This window comes from Cupriavidus necator N-1 (assembly GCF_000219215.1).
GTDB lineage: Bacteria > Pseudomonadota > Gammaproteobacteria > Burkholderiales > Burkholderiaceae > Cupriavidus > Cupriavidus necator.
This window is the reverse complement of the sequence record NC_015726.1, coordinates 3,022,586-3,040,610: the sequence shown is the minus strand read 5'-3', so window position 1 is coordinate 3,040,610 and position 18,025 is coordinate 3,022,586. Positions and strand designations below refer to the sequence as shown.

The window sequence follows — 18,025 nt, the reverse complement described above, 5'->3', positions numbered from 1 at the left end:
GGCTTCTGCACCTAAAACGCCACCAGAGTTGTGACAAAGCACTACTGGCAGCCGCGTTGACGCGGGGGGCGAAACGCCCTAGACTCGCGCACGTTCCAGGTGCTCGCCCTTTTCGTCCCTGGCGAAAGGGCAGTTCAACGGGAAACAGGGAGCCGGGCCGGCTGCGCGCCGGACAGGCCAACCTGTGCTGCCCCCGCAACGGTAAGCGACCGCGGTGTGCATCTGCCAGACTCCGACATCGCCGACAGCCAGCCTGCCGGCAACGCCGCTGGCAAGGCCGGATCCCATTCCCGGCCACATGCACCGCAGGACCGGCCACACGCCACTGAACCGCAGGTTCGGGAAGGCGCCGGTCCAGTGTCGCCAGCCCGGATACCGGCCTGAACGCGGGCTGCCGCCCGTGCGCGGCACGCCTCATCGCCATATGGTCCGCGGGGGAACGGGCCCGGCCGTTCCTATCCAGTCCTGCATCATGCGTTCATCGCTCCACAGGTCGACCCGCCCGGCAACCCCGGCGGTGCGTCCGTCCGTGCCCGCCATCCTGGCGGCCATCGCCTCGTTCACCCTGGTTCCGGCCACTTCGTTCGCGCAAGCGGCCGACAGCGGCACTGGCAGCCGCCCCGACAGCCACACCACGCAGCTCGCGCCGGTGGTGGTCACCTCCACCCGTACCGCGCAAGCCATTACCGAGGCGCTGCCTCACACCACGGTGGTGACGCAGCAGGACATCGTCAACTCGCAGGCGCCCGACCTGCGCACGCTGCTGCGCAACCAGGCCGGCGTGGAGTTCTCGACCAACGGCGGCATGGGCAGCAACACCACCCTGTTCATGCGCGGCGCCAACTCCAACCAGACGCTGATCCTGATCGACGGCGTGCGGGTATCGTCCGTGAGCAGCGGCACCGCGCAACTGGCCAATATCCTGCCCGACCAGATCGAGCGCATCGAGGTTGTGCGGGGCAATGTGTCGGCGCTGTACGGCTCGGACGCCATCGGCGGCGTGGTGCAGATCTTCACCAAGAGCGGGGCGGGCCAGGCGCCGGCGGCCAATGCGCAGGTGGAATACGGCAGCAACAACACGCGCCAGGGCACGGTCGGCTATGGCGGCCAGGTCGGCGATACCTCGTTCAACCTGACCGGCTCGGCGTTCAAGACCGACGGCTTTTCGTCGATCAACACGAAGCAGGCGCCGCGCGCCAATCCCAACGACAACCCGTACGAGAACCAGAGCGTATCGGGCCAGGTCAAGCACCGCTTCGCGCCGAACTGGGACGCGGGCTTCACCGGCTACTACTCGAAGAGCAAGCTGTCGTTCGACAGCGCCTTCGGCCGCCCGACCGACGACAACCGGACCAACAGCGAGCTGTACACGCTGTCGGCCTTCGTCAACGGCAAGGTGGGGGCGGACTGGTCCACCCATTTCAAGCTGTCGCAGAGCGAGGACCGCAGCGACACCTTCCTCAACGGCAGGCCCAACGGCACCTTCAATACCCGCAACCGCCAGTTCAACTGGCAGAACGAGTATGCGCTGGCCGCCAACCACACGCTGCTGTTCGGCACCGACTACCTGCAGCAGGAGCTGGACTCCAGCGCCTACGGCGCGCCCACGCGCAATGTGTTCTCGGTGTTCGGCGGCTATGACGGGCGCATCGGCCAGCACCAGCTGCAGCTCAACGCGCGCAACGACCACTATTCCGACTTCGGCAACCAAGGCAGCTTCCGCGCCGGCTACGGCTACTACGTGACCGATGCGCTCAAGCTGATCGCCAGCGTCAGCAATGCCTTCCGCGCGCCGACTTTCAACGAGCTGTACTTCCCCAACTTCGGTCAGCCGAACCTGCAGCCCGAACGTGCCAAGTCGGTCGAGGCCGGCGTGCAGTACGCCACCGCCAGCGCCGGCCTGCTGCGCGTGACCGCCTTCGAGACGCGCTACGACGACCTGATCGTGTCGGCGCAGCAGCCCAACGGCATGTTCCTGGCGCAGAACGTCAACAAGGCCAAGGTGCAGGGCATCGAAGCCTCGTGGCGCGCCAGCGTCTACGGCACCGACTTCGGCGCCAGCGTGACCTTCCAGAACCCGGTCGACGAGCAGACCAACACCCAGCTGCTGCGCCGCGCGCGCCGCCATGCCGCGCTCGATGTTGGCCGTGATTTCGGCAACTGGCGCTTCGGCGGCGAATGGCTGGTGTCGTCGTCGCGCATGGATGCCGGCTCGCGCCGGCTGGGCGGATACGGTATCGTCAACCTGAACGCCCGCTACAACATCGACAAGCAATGGTTCATCGCCGCCCGCGTCGAAAACCTGTTCGACAAGGATTACCAGCTCGCCTACCCCTACAACACCCAGGGGCGCGCGGGCTTCATCACGCTGGGCTGGCGCCAGCGATGAGCGCACGGGCGCGCCATGTCTGAGTTCCGGCGCGCCCTGGCGATCTGGCTGGTGCTGGCGCTCGCGGCGCTGCTGGCGTTCGCGTTGTCGCTGGCGCTGGGCAGCGTGCCGCTCGATGCGCGCGAGCTCTGGCTTGCGCTCAGCGGCACCGACACCGGCACCGCCGCAGCGATCGTGCGCGAACTGCGGCTGCCGCGCGCGGCAGCGGCGTTTGCCTGCGGCGGGCTGCTGGCCCTGTCCGGCGCGCTGATGCAGGTGCTGCTGCGCAACCCGCTGGCCGAGCCCTATGTGCTGGGCGTGTCGGGCGGCGCCTCCACCGCCGCGCTGCTGGCCATGCTGCTGCTGGCGCCGTGGTGGGGCGTGCAGGCCGCCGCCGCCGTCGGTGCACTGGGGGCGATGGTGCTGGTGGCGTCGCTGGCGCGGCGCGACCTGCTGCATCCGCAGGTGCAGGGCGGCCACCGCGAGGCGGGCGCCCGGCTGTTGCTGACCGGCGTGATCCTGGCCGCAGGCTGGGGTGCGGTCATTACCCTGATCCTTTCCATTGCGCCGGAGTCGCGCCTGCGCGGCATGCTGTTCTGGCTGACCGGCGACCTGAGCGGCACCGCCGCCTACGGCGGCGCGCTGGCCATGCTGGTGGTGGCGCTGCTGCTGGCCATGCCGATGGCGCGCGCGCTCAACGTGATGCTGCTGGGCGAGACCGTGGCGCAGTCGCTGGGCGTGCGCGTGGGCCGCGTGCGGCTGGCGACCTTCCTGCTGGCGTCGCTGTGCATCGCCGCGGCCATCACCACGGCCGGCTCGATCGGCTTTGTCGGGCTGGTGGTGCCGCACCTGGTGCGCCTCGCCTGGGGCAACGACCAGCGCCTGCTGCTGCCGGCCGCCACGCTGCTGGGCGGCGCGCTGCTGATGGCCGCTGACCTGATCGCACGCACCGTGATTGCGCCCGCGCAGCTGCCGGTGGGTGTGATCACCGGGCTGCTGGGAGTGCCGACCTTCCTCTACCTGCTGCTGCGGAGGCCGCGATGAGCCAAGGCCCGCACTGGTCCCATCCGCTCACCGCCTGTCCGCAGCTTGCGCTGCGTGATGTGCGGCTGCGCACCGGACAGCGCGTGCTGGTGGATCGCCTGACGATGACCATCGGCGCGGGGCAGCTATGGTGCATTGCCGGGCCCAACGGTGCCGGCAAGTCCACGCTGATGATAGTGCTGGCCGGCCTGCGCCACGCCGATGGCGGCAGCGCGGAGATCGACGGCACCGCGGCGGCGCAGATCGCGCCGGCGGTGCTGGCGCGCCAGCGCGCCTACCTGCCGCAGGCCGTGCATGACACCTTCTCGATGTCGGTGCAGGATGCCGTGCGCGTGGGGCGGCATCCGCACCTGTCCGGCTGGGGCTGGAGCGGGCGCGAGGACGACCGCATCGTGCACGAAGTGATCCGCGCGATGGATATTGAGGCGCTGGCCGCGCGCGATGTGCTGACCCTGTCCGGCGGCGAGCGCCAGCGCGCCTCGCTGGCCGCGGCGCTGGCGCAGCAGGCGCCGCTGCTGCTGCTGGACGAACCGGTCTCGCACCTGGACCTGCGCCACCAGATCCTGGTGCTGGAACAGCTGGCCGCGCTGGCCCGGGCCGGGCGCCATGCCATCGTGCTGATCCTGCACGACCTGACGCTGGCGCTGCGCTACGCCACCCACGCCCTGCTGATGGCAGAAGACGGCACGACGCTGCATGGCACTGCCGCCCAGGTGCTGACCCCTGAACACTGCTCGCGCGCGCTGCGCACCGCCATCGTCAGCGTCACCGACGGAGCGCATACTGCGCTGATTCCCGACGGCGCCGCCCCACCCATACCCGACACACATCATGACTGATACCCAGAACCCGCCTGCAGAAGACCCGGACCGCGATGCCCGCCACAAGGCGCGCATGGAGCGCAAGAAAGAAATCGTCGACGCCAAAATTGCCGCCGCGCAGGACGAGCGCGGCGTGATCGTCATCACCACCGGCAATGGCAAGGGCAAGTCCAGCTCGGGCTTCGGCATGGTGGTGCGCGCGCTCGGCCACGGCATGCGCACCGGCGTGGTCCAGTTCATCAAGGGCGCGCAGCCCACCGGCGAAGAGATGTTCCTGCGCCGCTTCCCGGACGAGTGCGCCTTCCACGTAATGGGTGAGGGCTATACCTGGGAAACGCAGGACCGCGCCCGCGACGCGGCCAAGGCCGAGGCTGCCTGGGAAGTGGCGCGCGGCATGCTGCGCGACCCTGGCATCGGCCTGGTGCTGTTCGACGAACTGAACATCGCGCTCAAGCTGCACTATCTTGATGTGGAGCAGGTCATCGCCGACCTGCGCGCGCGCCCGTCGATGCAGCACGTGGTCATCACCGGCCGCGGCGCGCCGCCGGCGCTGGTGGAGGCGGCCGACACCGTCACCGACATGACGCCGGTCAAGCATGCCTTCCAGCAGGGCATCAAGGCGCAGCGCGGCGTCGAGATGTAGTCGCATCCTTTTAGAATACAAGGTCAAAGCATCATGCAGTTTCCGGAAATCACTCCCCTCGACGATGCCCTGCGCCCCGTGCTGCAGGCCGCCATCGACGACAAGACCAAGCCGCTCGGCGCACTGGGCCGGCTGGAATCGCTGGCCCTGCAGCTGGGCCTGATCCTCGGCACGGCGCGGCCGGTGCTGCAGCGCCCGACGGTGATCGTGTTTGCCGCCGACCATGGCGTGGCCGACGCCGGTGTCAGCGCCTATCCGGCCGAGGTCACCGCGCAGATGGTTCAGAACTTCCTGGCTGGCGGCGCGGCGATCAATGTGTTCTCGCGCCAGCACGGGATTGCGCTGGAGATCGTCGACGCGGGCGTGCGCGTGCCGCTGCCGGCGGCACCGGGCCTGGTCAACTGCCGCATTGCCGACGGCACCCGCAACTTCGCGGTCGAGCCGGCGATGACACCGGAGCAGGCGGCCGCGGCGATGACGGCCGGCATGGCGCGCGTGCTGCGCCATGCGCAGCAGGGCTGCAACGTGATCGGCTTCGGCGAGATGGGCATTGCCAATACCTCGGCGGCCGCCTGCCTGATGCAGCGGCTGACCGGCCTGCCGCTGGCAGACTGCATCGGGCGCGGCACCGGGCTGGACGATGCCGGCCTCGCGCGCAAGCGCGAGGTGCTGGAGCGCGCGCTTGCGCTGCATGCCGATGTGCAGGCGCCGCTGAATGTGCTGGCCACCTTCGGCGGCTTCGAGATCGCGATGATGGCAGGCGCCTTCCTGGCCGCCGCCGCGAGCCGCATGGTGATCCTGGTCGATGGCTTTATCGCCACGGCCGCGCTGCTGGTGGCGCAGCGCCTGGACCCCAACGTGCTGCAGTACTGCGTGTTCACGCACTGCTCGCATGAGCGCGGCCACCGTGCGCTGCTGGACCAGTTCGGCGCCGCGCCGCTGCTGGCGCTGGACCTGCGCCTGGGCGAGGGCACGGGCGCCGCGCTGGCGTGGCCGTTGCTGGCCTCGGCGGCGGCGTTCCTGAACGAAATGGCGACCTTCAGCGGCGCCGGCGTCAGCACCGCCTCGCCATGAGCGTGCCGTCCGACCCGGTGCCTGCACCAGCACCCGAACCACGCAGCCCCGCCGGCGTGGCCGGCGAGCTGCGCTATTTCCTGACCGCGCTGGGCTACTTCACACGCGTGCCGCTGCCGGGCTGGCTGGCGCGCTGGGCCGGATTCGAACCGCATTACCTGCACGCCGCCGCGCGCTACTTCCCGCTGGTCGGGCTGCTGGTGGGAGGCGTCGGCGCGCTGGTCACCTGGGGCGCAATGCTGTGGTGGCCGCCCGGCGTGGCCGTGCTGCTGGGCATGGCCGCCACGCTGCTGCTGACCGGCGCCTTCCATGAAGACGGCCTGGCCGATTGCGTCGATGCCTTCGGCGGTGCGTGGCAGCGCGAGGACGTGCTGCGCATCATGCATGACTCGCGCATCGGCGCGTTCGGTGCGATCGCGCTGGTAGTGGCGCTGCTGCTCAAGTGGCAGTTGCTGGTGGCGATTGCGGGGCGCGGCGGATTGATGGTGCTGCTGGCGGTGATCGTCGCCGCGCATGCCGCCAGCCGCGCGATGGCGGCCAGCTATCTGGCCACGCTGACCTACGTGCGCGCGGAAGGCAAGGCCAAGCCGGTGGCGCAGAAGCTGGCCGGCGCGGGGCTGGCGTTCGCGCTGCTGTGCGGGCTGGTGCCGCTGTGGCTGGTGTCGCCGTGGTTCTGCGCGACGGCAGTGGTCGCGCTGCTGGGTCTGCGCCTGCTGCTCGGTCGCTACTTCGTGCGCCGCATCGGCGGCTATACCGGCGACTGCCTGGGCATGGCCCAGCAGTGCGCCGAGATCCTGCTCTACCTGGTGGCTGCGGCATGGATGTGGTCCTGATCCGCCATGCACAGCCGCAGGTGCCGGCGGGCACCTGCTATGGCTGCCTCGACCTGCCGCTGGTGGCGCCGCTGACGCCTGCGGCAGCACGGATCGCCGCGGGCCTGCCCACACCGGATCGCATTGTCGCCAGCCCGCTGGCGCGCGCGCTCGGCACCGCGCAGGCGCTGGTGCAGACGTTATCGGCCGGCGCGCCGGCTATCGACACCGAACCCCGGCTGCGCGAAATCGACTTCGGCAGCTGGGAGGGCGTGGCCTGGGATGCGATCGACCGCGCCGCGCTCGACCAGTGGGCGGCCGACCTGCTGCACGCGCGCCCGCATGGCGGCGAAGCGCCGGCGCAGGCGATGGCGCGGGTTGCCGGCTGGGCCGCAACGCTGGCGGAGGATCGCGTGCAATGCCTGTGGGTGGTCGGCCATGCCGGCCCGATGCGCATGCTGGCCGCGCACTGGCTGGGCGTGCCGCTGGCGGCGACGGTCAAGTGGGAGTTGGGCTTCGGTGCCAGTTGCGGCTTTACGCTGGGGCCGGGCGGGGTCCGGCTCGGCTGGTGGAACCGCGCCGCCTGATCAGCGTGCGGGCCGGCGCTTGCGCGCGGTTTCGAGGTCCTTGCAGATCAGCTCGGCACCTTGCACCACGCGCGGACCGGCGCGGTTGACCAGGTCGCCGTCGATCACGAACAGGTTGTTGCGCGCCACCGCCGTGACCTGCTTCCAGCGCCGCCACATCTCGAAATCCGGCAGCGGTTGGTCAGAGCGCGTGGCGCCCATGCCAGCGGTCAGCATCGCTTCCGGGTTGCCCGCGATCACCGCTTCGACCGACACGGTCGGCACCAGCGGCGTCTCGGCCGCGAACAGGTTGCGCCCGCCGCACAGCGCCAGCATGTCGCTGACCAGGTGCTGGCCGTTGAGCGTCATCAGCGGCTGCTGCCAGACCTGGTAGAACACCGTCACCGGCGGGCGTGCCGCGTAGGTCTTGCGCAGAGTCTCCACCTGCTGGCGGAAGCCGTCGGCAGCGCGCCGCGCGGTGGCTTCGGTGCCCAGCAGCGTGCCGAGTTTCTCTATGTTCTCCGGGATCGCTGCCAGCCTGCGCGGCTCGCTGTAGAACAGCGGGATGCCGAGCGCGCGCAGGCGGTCGGTCTGCTTCTGCGCATTGCCGTGGCGCCAGACCACGATCAGGTCCGGCTTGAGCGCGGCGATGCGCTCAAGGTCCAGCGCCTTGTTGTCGCCCACGCGCGCGATCTCGCGCGCCTGCGGCGGGTAGTCGCTGTAGCTGACCGTGCCGACGATGCGCTCGCCGCCCCCGGCCGCGAAGATCATTTCGGTGACGTGCGGCGCCAGCGAGATCACGCGGCGCGCGGGCTGCGCCAGCGTCACGGTCTGGCCCGAGTCGTCGACGGCAGACACCGCGGCGGCGGCGGGCAGGGCTGCCAGCAGCAGCGTGGAAGCGATAACGGGCGTCAGGCGGTTCAGCATGGAATCGGGGAAAGTGGTTCAGGCAGTGGCTGCGGCCAGTGCCGCGTCCAGCCGCTGCCAGGCGCGTGGCTGGTCCGGCGGCAGGCCCAGGCGCAGGCTCGGCGGGCAGCCGCCGGCGGCGTCGAAGTAGCGGGTCCAGACGCCTTGTTGCGCGAGCGCGTGGTGCAACCGCGCGGCGTCGTCATGCGGCACCCAGCAGAACAGCGGATGCATCACCGGCGCCAGGCCATGGCGGTCCAGCAGCGCGGCCAGCTTCACCCCGCCTGCTTGCAGCCGCGCGCGGGTGGCATCCTGCCAGCCGTGGTCGGCCAGCGCATGCCGCGCGACCTCGCGTGCCGGGCCCGATACGGTCCAGTGGCCCAGGCGCTCGCGCAGCGCGTCCAGCAGTGCCGGCTGCGCCAGCACGAAGCCGCAGCGGATGCCGGCCAGGCCATAGAACTTGCCGATCGAGCGCAGCACCACCAGGCCGGCCTTGCCGCTGTGCGCGGCCGCCGAGCCATCGGGCAGGCAGTCGATAAAGGCTTCATCGACCAGCAGCGTGCCGCCGCGCGCCGCCAGCTTCGCGTGCCAGCGCAGCAGCGTGGCGGCGGGCAGCATGCGGCCGGTCGGGTTGTTCGGGTTCACGACGACGAGATGGTCGAGCTCGTCGGCCAGCGCCGCTTGCGCGAAAGCCGCCTCATCCAGCGGCGCCACCGCATGGCCCGCGGCAGCGAAGGCCGGCGCGTATTCGCTGTAGCCGAGCGCGGCGATGCCCACGCGGCCCGGGCGCAGCAGACCCGGCAGCGTGCGGATGGCGGCCTGCGAGCCGGCGACGGGCAAGGCCCGCGGCGCGCCGCAGGCCTGTGCGGCCAGTTCGGCCAGTCCGTCGTCATCCTGCGGCAGCCGTTGCCACGCTTGCGCAGGCAGCGCCGGCACGGGATAGCCGTCGGGATTGATGCCGGTGGACAGGTCGAGCCAGTCGCCGGCGGGGCGGCCGTAGCGGCGCACCGCGGCAAGCAGGTCGCCGCCGTGGCGGATCGTGGGCAGGGCGGTGTTCATGTCGGCTTGGCAACCGCAAGGACGGCCAGCGCGCTGGCGCCTGCCAACGCCAGCCACAGCCACAAGGTGCGCTCGACCAGCCGCAGGCACGCCATCACGTGCGCGGCTTGCGGCGCGGGGCCGGCGCCCAGCGGCGGGCGTTGCTCGATCTCGCCGTGATAGCGCGCCGGGCCGCCGAGCCGCACGCCCACCGCACCGGCGCCCGCGGCCATCACGGGGCCGGCATTCGGACTCGACCATGCCGGGGCCTGCGTGCGCCAGCAATGCAGCGCCTGCGCGGTGGCGCCGAGCAGCGCATAGGACAGCGCGGTCAGGCGCGCGGGCACGAGGTTGAGCCCGTCGTCGATGCGCGCCGCGGCCCAGCCGAAATACAGCAGCCGCGGCGTGCGGTAGCCCCACATCGCATCGAGCGTATTGGCCAGCCGGAACACGATCACGGCGGGCGCGCCGCCGACCAGGAACCAGAACAGCGCCCCGAAGACCGCGTCGTTGCCGTTTTCCAGTGCCGACTCACAGGCGGCACGGGCCAGTGCTTCAGCATCGGCATCGGTGGTGTCGCGCGAGACGATGCGCGCGGTCAGCGCGCGCGCGGCGGGCAGGTCTGCCGCGGCAAGGGCGGCGGCGATCGGGGCGATATGCTGGCGCAGGCTGCGCGCGCCGAGTGCGGCGTACAGCGCCACCGCATGCAGCGCCAGGGCGGCAACCGGGTGCAGGCTGGCCGCGGCGTCGACCAGCCACCATGCGAGCGCTGCCGGCACCAGCACCAGCACACACCAGCCGGCGAGACCGGCAAGGCGCTGGCGCCAGGGCGCACCGCGCTGCGGCGCGGGGTTGAGCCGCCGCTCAAGTGCGGCAGCGATGCGGCCGAAGCCCACCAGCGGATGCCAGCGGCGCGGCTCGCCCAGCCAGCGGTCCAGCAGAACGCCCGTCAGTGCCGCTGCCACGCATGCCGGCCAGGCCAGCATCAGCATGTGGGATCGGCACCCTTCACCGCAACCGGAATGCCTGCCACCATCAGCCGCACGCAGTCGGCGGCGGCGGCCAGCTTCTGGTTCAGGCGGCCCAGTTCATCGACATAGAAGCGGGTGATGGCGCCCATCGGGATCACGCCGAAGCCGATCTCGTTCGTGACCAGGATCACATGGCCCGGCAGCGTGGGCAGCGCGGAGAGCAGCGCTTCGATTTCTTCGGTGAAGGCATCCGGCGGCGTGATCACGCCATGCTCAGGATACGTGCGGCCGTCGGGGAAGATCAGGTTGTTCATCCACAGCGTCATGCAATCCACCAGGATGCAGCCGTCGTGGCGCGCGTTGGCGTAGAGCGCATCGGCCAGGTGCACCGGTTCTTCCACCAGGCGCCAGTCGGCGGGGCGGCGGGCGCGGTGCAGGGCGATGCGGACCTCGAGCTCCTGGTCGGCGTGCGCCGGGTCCTGGTGCGCGGTCGCGATGTAGGTGACCGGGCCGCCGGTGATGGTGGCATGGTCGGTGGCGAGCTGTTCGGCGTAATGGCTCTTGCCGGAACGCGCGCCGCCCAGCACCAGGGTGAGCTGGCGGTTACCGTGTCCGCCGGCGGCACGCGGCTGGGTGGCGGTGTCGGGGGCGGAGGCGGGTGCGATGGCCGGGGTTTCCATCCGCGTATTGTAGCCGCCGCATCCGGGCATCGCACGGGAGGTGTTGCAGGCACCGGTGCGATAATCCGCCAATGCAGACCGACTCCTCGCAATCCCTGCCGCCGGGTGCCCTGCGCGGCACGCTGATGGTCCAGGGCACGACTTCCGATGCCGGCAAGAGCACCATCGTGGCCGGCCTGTGCCGGGTGCTGGCGCGTGCCGGCACGCACGTGGTGCCATTCAAGCCGCAGAACATGGCGCTGAACAGCGCGGTCACCGCCGACGGCGGCGAGATCGGTCGCGCGCAGGCGCTGCAGGCACAGGCCGCGCGGCTGGCGCCGCATACCGACATGAACCCGGTGCTGCTCAAGCCCAGCAGCGACACCGGTGCGCAGGTGATCATCCACGGCCGCGCGCGGCTGGACTTGGATGCGCGCGCCTACCATGCCTACAAGCCCGAGGCGATGAAGGCCGTGCTGGCTTCGCACACGCGCCTGGCGCAGGCCTATGACGTGGTGCTGGTGGAGGGCGCCGGCAGTCCCGCCGAGATCAACCTGCGCGAGCGCGACATCGCCAACATGGGCTTCGCCGAGCGCGTCGACTGCCCGGTGGTGCTGGTGGCGGACATCGACCGCGGCGGCGTGTTTGCGCACCTGATCGGCACGCTCGACTGCCTGTCCGACAGCGAACGCGCGCGCGTGACCGGCTTCATCATCAACCGCTTCCGCGGCGATATCGGCCTGCTGGAGCCGGGACTGGACTGGCTGGTCGCGCGCACCGGCAAGCCGGTGTTCGGCGTGCTGCCCTACCTGCACGGCCTGCATCTGGATGCCGAGGACGCCATCATCGGCACGCAAGCGGACAAGGCAGGCACGCCGGCGCAGCGCCTGCGCGTGATCGTGCCGGTGCTGCCGCGCATCGCCAACCATACCGATTTCGACGCGCTGCGCGCGCACCCGCAGGTGGACCTGCAGTTTGTCGGGCCCGGCATGCCGATCCCGCCCGCGGACCTGGTGGTGCTGCCCGGCAGCAAGAACGTGCGCGGCGACCTGGACTTCATCCGGGCCAATGGCTGGGACGCGGTGCTGGCCCGGCACCTGCGCTACGGCGGCAAGCTGATCGGGATCTGCGGCGGCATGCAGATGCTGGGGCGGCAGGTGCACGATCCCGATGGCCGCGAAGGCCCGGCCGGCAGCAGCGCGGGGCTGGGCTGGCTGGATTTCGAGACCACGCTGGCGGCAGAGAAGCAACTGCGCCAGGTCGGCGGCCGGCTGGCGCTGGATGAAGCCGATGCGCCGGTGCGCGGCTACGAGATCCATCTTGGCGTCACCACGGGCGCGGGGCTTGAGCAGCCGGCCCTGTGGCTCGACCGCGGCGACGGCACGGTGCGGCCCGACGGCGCACGCTCGGCCGACGGCCAGGTGCTAGCCACCTATGTCCACGGCCTGTTCGACGAGCCCGCCGGCTGCCAGGCGCTGCTGCGCTGGGCGGGGCTGGACGGCGCCCAGGCGGTGGACCTCGATGCACTGCGCGAAGCATCGATCGAGCGGCTTGCCGACACCATGACCGCGCACCTGGACCTGGATGCGATGCTGGCGCCGCTGCGGCGCTGACGCATGCGGCACGGCCGCCTGGCGGGGCCCTGTTAGAATCGCGAATCTTTCGCATTTGCATTCTGCGTGAAAGTGGCTTGTGCGCCATATTCCACGCATGGCCGCGTCCGCTCAACGTACTTCAGCCCCCTCATGGTCACCGGCCGCCTGCGCGTCGTCCTCGTCAAACTGCACCTGTATATCGGCCTGAGCCTTGGCCTGCTGTTCGTCCTGTTGGGGCTGACCGGCATGACCATCGCCTGGCGCGACGAACTGGATGCCTGGCTCAACCCTGACCTGCTGGTGGCGTCCGCGCCGATGACGGAGCCGGTCTCGCCGGCCACGGTCCAGGCAGTGACCGAGCGGCTGGCTGCGCCCCCCTACGGCAAGCCCAACCTGCTGATGCTGCCGGCCCATGCCGACGGCGTCTTTATCGCCTGGTATCCGGTCAAGGGGCCCGACAGCGTGGTGCCGGGCCGCTCACGCCAGGTGATGGTCGATCCGGTCACGCTTGCTGTGAAGGGCGAGCGGGTCTGGGGCGAGGCGGGCCTGTCGCGCCGGCTGCTGCTGCCCACGCTGTTCCACCTGCATCGCTACCTGCTTAGCGGCGACACCGGCAAGACCATCACCGGCGTGGCCGGCATGCTGCTGTTGCTGACCACGCTGGTGGGCGTGGCGGTGTGGTGGCCCAAGATGAAGCTGCGCTCGGTGGTGCAGGCGTTCCGCATCACGCACGGCGGTTCATGGTCGCGCTTCAACTATTCGCTGCATCGCGCGGGCGGCATCCTGGCCGCGCCGGTGCTGGCCATCATTGCCTTTTCCGGCTGGTACCTGAACCTGCCGAAGTGGGTGACACCGATGGTGGCGGGCGTAATGACTGTGACGCCGCCGGTGAAGCACGTCTCGGCACCGGCGCCTGCCGGGGCCCGGCAGCTGGGCGTGGGCGAGATCATGGCGGCGGCGCAGGCCCAATACCCGCAAGCGCAGGTGACCCGCATCAGCTTCCCGCGCAAGCCGGGCGACGCGTTCGAGGTACGGCTGCGCCAGCCCGGCGAGGTGCGCAAGGACACCGGTGCCACGCGGCTGTGGCTCGATGCCTGGAGCGGCAAACCGCTGGGCGTGCGTGATCCGCACGAGGCGCCGGCGGGCGACACGCTGCTGAACTGGCTGTTCCCGCTGCATACCGGCGAGGCCTTCGGGCTGCCGGGGCGCGTCTTCATCACGCTGTTCGGGCTGGCCCCGCTGGCGTTTGCCGTGACCGGCGTGCTGATCTGGTGGAAGCGGCGGCGGGGCCATCAGCGGCATATGGTGAAGGCCGCACAACGCTCCGGCATGCGCCGGGCATGAAAAAAGCAGGCCGGCGGCCTGCTTTTCTTGTCTGGTGCGGCGGCGCCGCTCAGATTTCCAGGTTGTCGATCAACCGGGTCGCGCCCAGCTTGGCGGCCGTCAGGATCACCAGCGGCTCGCCGGCGAGGAATTCCTCGCGCGTCGGCGCCTGCAGGTCGACGCGCTTGCGGATCGACACGTAGTCAGGCTTCCAGCCGCGCCTGGCCAGCGATTCCTTCGCATTCGCCTCGACCGCAAGCAGGTCGGCCGCGGCGCGGTCGCTGCCCAGCACGGTGTCGCGCACGTCATGCAGCGTGCGGTACAGCACCGGCGCCTCGGCGCGCTCGTCGGGGCTCAGATAGCGGTTGCGCGACGACAGCGCCAGGCCGTCTTCGGCACGGATGGTCTCGGCGGGGATGATGTCAATCGGCAGGGCAAACTGCTGCACCATGCGGCGCACGATCATCAGCTGCTGGTAGTCCTTCTTGCCGAACACCGCCACCCGAGGCTGCGCGCACGAGAACAGCTTCATCACCACCGTGCACACGCCCTTGAAGAAGCCGGGGCGGAACTCGCCTTCCAGGATGTCGCCCAGGTCATGCGGCGGCTCGACGCGGTATTCCTGCGGTTCGGGGTACATATCGCGCTCGGACGGCGCGAACAGCACGTAGACGCCTTCCCGCTGCAGCTTCTCGATATCGTCCTGCAGCGTGCGCGGGTACTTGTCGAAATCCTCGTTCGGGCCGAACTGCAGGCGGTTCACGAAGATCGATGCCACCACCGGGTCGCCGTGCTGGCGTGCCAGGCGCATCAGCGACAGGTGGCCTTCGTGCAGGTTGCCCATGGTGGGGACGAAGGCAGCGCGGTTCTGGCCGCGCAGTTGGTCGCGCAGCTCTTGGATGGAGGAAATGACTTTCATCTGCCTTGGTGTGCTGGTCGTGATAGGTGTGACCCGGGCGCCGGTCCATCGAGGGGCGGCACATGGACTACCGGTCTCGGCCTTCTGTCGGGCGTGGGGCCTTCGGGCACTTGCCGTCGGGGCCTGCGCCGTGGGCCGTTGGGCCGGCTGTCGGCGGATTGTAGAACAAGTGGGACGGGGCCGGACCCCGCACCGCGGGTGGGTCAGGTCGGGCTGTACGCCAATCGCACATAAATTGGTGCGAACGGTTCGGCCTGGGTGATCTCCACCAGCGCTTCGCGCGACAGCTCCAGCATGGCGATAAAGTTCACCACCACCACCGGCACGCCCTTGCCGGAGCGCACCGCGTCCTCGAACAGTTCGGAGAATTCCATGAAGCGCGAGTGCTGCAGCCGGCGCAGGATCTGGCTCATGTGCTCGCGCACCGACAGTTCCTCACGCGAGATCTTGTGGTGCTGGTTGAGCTTGGCGCGCTTGAGCACATCGGCCCAGGCGGACTGCAGGTCCACGGTTTCCACTTCGGGGAAGCGCGGCGCCAGGCTCTGCTCGATATAGACCTGCGAGCGCAGGAAGTCGCGGCCCAGCTGCGGCACCGTATCCAGGCGCTGCGCGGCTAGCTTCATCTGCTCGTATTCCAGCAGTCGGCGCACCAGCTCGGCACGCGGGTCCTCGGCCTCATCGTCGCTGTCGGCCTTCTTGACCGGCAGCAGCATGCGCGACTTGATCTCGATCAGCATGGCCGCCATCAGCAGGTATTCGGCGGCCAGCTCAAGGTTGGTCTTGCGGATCTGCTCGATGTAGGACAGGTACTGCCGGGTGACCTGCGACATCGGGATGTCGAGGACATTGAAGTTCTGCTTGCGGATCAGGTACAGCAGCAGGTCCAGCGGGCCCTCGAAGGCTTCCAGGAAGATCTCGAGCGCGTCCGGCGGGATGTACAGGTCCTGCGGCAGCTTGAACAGCGGCTCGCCGTACAGGCGCGCGAAGGCCATCCCGTCGACCATGTCGGCAGGGCCGGCTGCAACGGCCGGGGCCACGGCCGGCAGCTCGACGGGCAGCGGCAGCTTGTCCTGGTCGCCTGCGCTCATGGGCGGCGTGCGCTCGCGGGGGCGGCGGGAATCAGTTGTCCTGCGAGTAGACGTATGGCTTCTGCGCCACGCGCGAAGCTTCGGCGCGGGCGCGCTCTTCCAGGTCGATCGGCGACTTGTCCCACAGCAGGGCACGGCCGTCGCGCTGCTCGGCCTCCAGCGTCGGGCGCTCTTGCTTGAGCTGCTTCAGGAACTGGGTGATTTCGGATTCGTAAATGGCCATGTTCAACCGTGATGCGCCCGCGCGGGCGCCAGATGGGTGCAGTGGGCCACGATTTTACAGTATCGGCCCCCCGGAATGCATCCAGGCCTGGTGCAAGGCGCCGGAAAGTTCCGGGCGTAAGGCCGGGTGTGGTCAAATACCGACTTTGTATGTGTGGACAATCGGCGATGCCGCAAGACACCGCTATTACCGCTAACTCCGCTGGCCGCGCGCGCGTGGCCGTTCGCGTACTGGCCGCGCTGGGCGCGGTGCTGGCGCTGGCGGCCGGCCCGGCCCGCGCCGCCTACGAGGTCGAAGTCGAGGCACCCAAGCCGATTCGCGAAATGCTGGAAGAGCATCTCGACCTGGCACGCTACAAGGACCGCGCCGACCTTTCGCCGGACCAGCTCGACTATATGGTCGAGACCGCCGGCGAGCAGGTGCGGGCGCTCACCTCCACCGAGGGCTACTTCGACCCGACCACCACCACCCGCGTCGAAGGCGAGGGCGACAAGCGCGTGGTCCACGTGATGGTCGACCCCGGCGCGCGCACGCTGATCCGCAATGTCGACGTCCAGGTGACGGGCCCGGCAGCCACGCGCTCGCCCGAACAGGTGGCAGAGATGCAGGCCAAGTGGGGACTGCCGGTGGGTGAGCCGTTCCGGCAGGGCGACTGGGACAAGGCCAAGGAAGACGCGCTGGTCACGCTGCAGAGCCACAACTACTACGGCGCGCGCCTGGCCGCGTCGCAGGCGCGCGTGGAGCCGGACGACCAGCGCGCGGACTTGTCCGCGCATTACGCCAGCGGCCCGGCCTACCTGCTGGGGCCGCTGAAGGTGACCGGCACGCGCCGCTATCCGGAACAGATCATCTACAACGTCAACCCGCTGAGCGAGGGCGAGCCGTACCGCGTGGAGCGGCTGCTGGAGCTGCAGCGCGCGATCCAGAACCAGCCGTACTTCTCCAACGTGCAGGTCGACCTGGAACCGCCGCCGGACGCCGACAAGGCGGCTGACGGCGTGGTGAGCTCGCCAGTGCTGGTGCGCGTGCGCGAATATCCGGCGCACCGGCTCAACAGCGGCGTGGGCTTTACCACCGACACCGGCGCGCAGATCGAAGGCCGCTATTCGTACTACAACCTGTTCAACCGCGCCTGGACCTTCGACTCGCAGGCGCGGCTGGAGCAGAAGCGCTCCTATCTGTTCGCCGAGACCGCGATGCCGCCGGACAGGGGCAACTACCGCAACAGCGTGTACAGCAGCTACGAGCGCACCATCGACATCGAGAACACCGACACCACCAGCCTGCGCGCGGGCCTGAAGCGCTCGCGCTCGCGCGAGAAGTACGACGTGACGACGTCGCTGGATTTCTACTACGACAAGCTGCTGCCGGAGGGCCAGGCCGCCCAGATCAGCAAGGCGCTGGTGCCGGCCTTTGCGTGGACGCGGCGCGACGTCGACAATCCTGTGTTCCCGCGCCGCGGCAACGTGATCAGCACCCAGGTCGGGGTGGCCGCCAAGGGTTTCCTCAGCGATGCCACCTTCCTGCGGCTGTACGGCCGTATCCGCCAGTACATACCGGTGGGCAAGCGCGACCTGGTGGTGGCACGGCTGGAACTCGGTGCCGACCTGACCGGCGACAGCTCCAGCCAGATCCCGGCCACGCTGCGCTTTCGCGCCGGCGGCACCGATTCGATCCGCGGCTACAGCTACCAGTCGATCGGCACGCCCAGCGGCTCCAGCATCTTGCCGGCCAAGTACCTGGGCACCGGCAGCCTGGAGTACCAGTACTGGTTCAAGCCGGACTGGGGCGTGGCGGTGTTCTGGGATCTCGGCACTGCCGCCGACAACCTGCGCGGCGTGACCATCTACAACGGCGTGGGCGTCGGCGTGCGCTGGCGCACGCCGGTGGGCCCGCTGCAGCTGGACCTGGGCTACGGCATCCAGGCGCAGCAGTTCCGGCCGCATATCTCGCTGGGGGTGGCGTTCTGATGCGG

General features: G+C 69.9%; 17 protein-coding genes. 10 read left to right on the top strand and 7 right to left on the bottom strand.

The features are described 5' to 3' along the window. The first annotated feature begins 472 nt into the window (after positions 1 to 472). From CNE_RS14240 to CNE_RS14210, 7 genes are read left to right on the top strand one after another with little or no spacing between them, the layout of a single operon-like run. Entirely contained in the window at positions 473 to 2,389 is a 1,917-nt protein-coding gene (locus CNE_RS14240) for a TonB-dependent receptor domain-containing protein (RefSeq protein WP_013957808.1), read from the top strand. A 15-nt stretch (positions 2,390 to 2,404) separates the two neighbouring features. Next, a complete protein-coding gene (locus CNE_RS14235; RefSeq protein WP_013957807.1) occupies positions 2,405 to 3,412 on the top strand; it encodes a FecCD family ABC transporter permease in 1,008 nt (335 codons plus the stop codon). Continuing rightward, on the top strand, positions 3,409 to 4,251 hold the full coding sequence (locus CNE_RS14230; RefSeq protein WP_013957806.1) for an ABC transporter ATP-binding protein: 843 nt from the start codon (positions 3,409 to 3,411) through the stop codon (positions 4,249 to 4,251). The genes CNE_RS14235 and CNE_RS14230 overlap by 4 nt, the downstream gene beginning before the upstream one ends. Further along, on the top strand, positions 4,244 to 4,876 hold the full coding sequence (gene cobO / locus CNE_RS14225) for a cob(I)yrinic acid a,c-diamide adenosyltransferase (RefSeq protein ID WP_013957805.1): 633 nt from the start codon (positions 4,244 to 4,246) through the stop codon (positions 4,874 to 4,876). Before CNE_RS14230 ends, cobO begins: the two co-directional genes overlap by 8 nt. A gap of 33 nt (positions 4,877 to 4,909) precedes the next feature. Next, positions 4,910 to 5,950: a nicotinate-nucleotide--dimethylbenzimidazole phosphoribosyltransferase gene (cobT, locus tag CNE_RS14220; protein ID WP_013957804.1), complete on the top strand. Its 1,041-nt coding sequence runs from the start codon at positions 4,910 to 4,912 to the stop codon at positions 5,948 to 5,950. Then, positions 5,947 to 6,783 (top strand): adenosylcobinamide-GDP ribazoletransferase, encoded by an 837-nt coding sequence (locus CNE_RS14215; RefSeq protein WP_013957803.1) that lies wholly within the window; start codon positions 5,947 to 5,949, stop codon positions 6,781 to 6,783. Before cobT ends, CNE_RS14215 begins: the two co-directional genes overlap by 4 nt. Next, positions 6,768 to 7,349 carry a histidine phosphatase family protein gene (locus tag CNE_RS14210; RefSeq protein ID WP_013957802.1) on the top strand — a complete coding sequence of 194 codons (582 nt, stop codon included), beginning with the start codon at positions 6,768 to 6,770 and terminating at the stop codon, positions 7,347 to 7,349. Before CNE_RS14215 ends, CNE_RS14210 begins: the two co-directional genes overlap by 16 nt. On the opposite strand, the gene CNE_RS14205 is transcribed toward CNE_RS14210, so the two are convergent. Genes CNE_RS14205 through cobU form a run of 4 tightly spaced genes read right to left on the bottom strand, consistent with a single transcriptional unit; the run spans position 7,350 to position 10,953 of the window. Further along, positions 7,350 to 8,255 carry a cobalamin-binding protein gene (locus CNE_RS14205; RefSeq protein ID WP_013957801.1) on the bottom strand — a complete coding sequence of 302 codons (906 nt, stop codon included), beginning with the start codon at positions 8,253 to 8,255 and terminating at the stop codon, positions 7,350 to 7,352. Positions 8,256 to 8,273: 18 nt separating this feature from the next. Next, the gene (gene cobD / locus CNE_RS14200; RefSeq protein WP_013957800.1) at positions 8,274 to 9,293 is read right to left on the bottom strand and encodes a threonine-phosphate decarboxylase CobD; all 1,020 of its coding nucleotides are present in this window, start codon (positions 9,291 to 9,293) and stop codon (positions 8,274 to 8,276) included. Then, positions 9,290 to 10,264, bottom strand: a complete 975-nt coding sequence (gene cbiB / locus CNE_RS14195; RefSeq protein ID WP_013957799.1) for an adenosylcobinamide-phosphate synthase CbiB — start codon at positions 10,262 to 10,264, stop codon at positions 9,290 to 9,292. Before cbiB ends, cobD begins: the two co-directional genes overlap by 4 nt. After that, on the bottom strand, positions 10,258 to 10,953 hold the full coding sequence (gene cobU / locus CNE_RS14190; RefSeq protein ID WP_041228453.1) for a bifunctional adenosylcobinamide kinase/adenosylcobinamide-phosphate guanylyltransferase: 696 nt from the start codon (positions 10,951 to 10,953) through the stop codon (positions 10,258 to 10,260). The genes cbiB and cobU overlap by 7 nt, the downstream gene beginning before the upstream one ends. 41 nt (positions 10,954 to 10,994) lie before the next feature. Between cobU and CNE_RS14185 the strand changes: the two genes are divergently transcribed. Further along, the gene (locus CNE_RS14185) at positions 10,995 to 12,515 is read left to right on the top strand and encodes a cobyric acid synthase (protein WP_041228086.1); all 1,521 of its coding nucleotides are present in this window, start codon (positions 10,995 to 10,997) and stop codon (positions 12,513 to 12,515) included. A gap of 132 nt (positions 12,516 to 12,647) precedes the next feature. Then, entirely contained in the window at positions 12,648 to 13,841 is a 1,194-nt protein-coding gene (locus CNE_RS14180; protein ID WP_013957796.1) for a PepSY-associated TM helix domain-containing protein, read from the top strand. A gap of 49 nt (positions 13,842 to 13,890) precedes the next feature. Here CNE_RS14180 and panC read toward each other — a convergent pair whose 3' ends face one another. From panC to CNE_RS14165, 3 genes are all read right to left on the bottom strand, one after another. Then, positions 13,891 to 14,739, bottom strand: a complete 849-nt coding sequence (gene panC, locus CNE_RS14175) for a pantoate--beta-alanine ligase (RefSeq protein ID WP_013957795.1) — start codon at positions 14,737 to 14,739, stop codon at positions 13,891 to 13,893. Between the two features lie 203 nt (positions 14,740 to 14,942). After that, positions 14,943 to 15,827, bottom strand: coding sequence for a segregation and condensation protein A (locus CNE_RS14170; protein WP_013957794.1), 885 nt, complete (start codon positions 15,825 to 15,827; stop codon positions 14,943 to 14,945). Between the two features lie 31 nt (positions 15,828 to 15,858). Next, positions 15,859 to 16,050, bottom strand: a complete 192-nt coding sequence (locus tag CNE_RS14165) for a DUF3460 family protein (protein WP_013957793.1) — start codon at positions 16,048 to 16,050, stop codon at positions 15,859 to 15,861. Positions 16,051 to 16,217: 167 nt separating this feature from the next. Here CNE_RS14165 and CNE_RS14160 point away from each other — a divergent pair, with 167 nt between their 5' ends. Then, positions 16,218 to 18,020 (top strand): autotransporter assembly complex protein TamA, encoded by a 1,803-nt coding sequence (locus CNE_RS14160; RefSeq protein WP_041228084.1) that lies wholly within the window; start codon positions 16,218 to 16,220, stop codon positions 18,018 to 18,020. Positions 18,021 to 18,025: the final 5 nt, after the last annotated feature.

Bases quoted from the DNA above. Each gene is read 5' to 3' on its own strand.
- cobO (WP_013957805.1), top strand. From the start codon at position 4,244: ATGACTGATACCCAGAACCCGCCTGCAGAAGACCCGGACCGCGATGCC.
- CNE_RS14215 (WP_013957803.1), top strand. From the start codon at position 5,947: ATGAGCGTGCCGTCCGACCCGGTGCCTGCACCAGCACCCGAACCACGC.
- CNE_RS14230 (WP_013957806.1), top strand. From the start codon at position 3,409: ATGAGCCAAGGCCCGCACTGGTCCCATCCGCTCACCGCCTGTCCGCAG.
- CNE_RS14180 (WP_013957796.1), top strand. From the start codon at position 12,648: ATGGTCACCGGCCGCCTGCGCGTCGTCCTCGTCAAACTGCACCTGTAT.
- CNE_RS14205 (WP_013957801.1), bottom strand. From the start codon at position 8,255: ATGCTGAACCGCCTGACGCCCGTTATCGCTTCCACGCTGCTGCTGGCA.
- cobT (WP_013957804.1), top strand. From the start codon at position 4,910: ATGCAGTTTCCGGAAATCACTCCCCTCGACGATGCCCTGCGCCCCGTG.
- CNE_RS14235 (WP_013957807.1), top strand. From the start codon at position 2,405: ATGTCTGAGTTCCGGCGCGCCCTGGCGATCTGGCTGGTGCTGGCGCTC.
- CNE_RS14240 (WP_013957808.1), top strand. From the start codon at position 473: ATGCGTTCATCGCTCCACAGGTCGACCCGCCCGGCAACCCCGGCGGTG.
- cobD (WP_013957800.1), bottom strand. From the start codon at position 9,293: ATGAACACCGCCCTGCCCACGATCCGCCACGGCGGCGACCTGCTTGCC.
- CNE_RS14170 (WP_013957794.1), bottom strand. From the start codon at position 15,827: ATGAGCGCAGGCGACCAGGACAAGCTGCCGCTGCCCGTCGAGCTGCCG.
- CNE_RS14160 (WP_041228084.1), top strand. From the start codon at position 16,218: ATGCCGCAAGACACCGCTATTACCGCTAACTCCGCTGGCCGCGCGCGC.
- CNE_RS14185 (WP_041228086.1), top strand. From the start codon at position 10,995: ATGCAGACCGACTCCTCGCAATCCCTGCCGCCGGGTGCCCTGCGCGGC.
- CNE_RS14165 (WP_013957793.1), bottom strand. From the start codon at position 16,050: ATGGCCATTTACGAATCCGAAATCACCCAGTTCCTGAAGCAGCTCAAG.
- CNE_RS14210 (WP_013957802.1), top strand. From the start codon at position 6,768: ATGGATGTGGTCCTGATCCGCCATGCACAGCCGCAGGTGCCGGCGGGC.
- cobU (WP_041228453.1), bottom strand. From the start codon at position 10,953: ATGCCCGGATGCGGCGGCTACAATACGCGGATGGAAACCCCGGCCATC.
- cbiB (WP_013957799.1), bottom strand. From the start codon at position 10,264: ATGCTGATGCTGGCCTGGCCGGCATGCGTGGCAGCGGCACTGACGGGC.
- panC (WP_013957795.1), bottom strand. From the start codon at position 14,739: ATGAAAGTCATTTCCTCCATCCAAGAGCTGCGCGACCAACTGCGCGGC.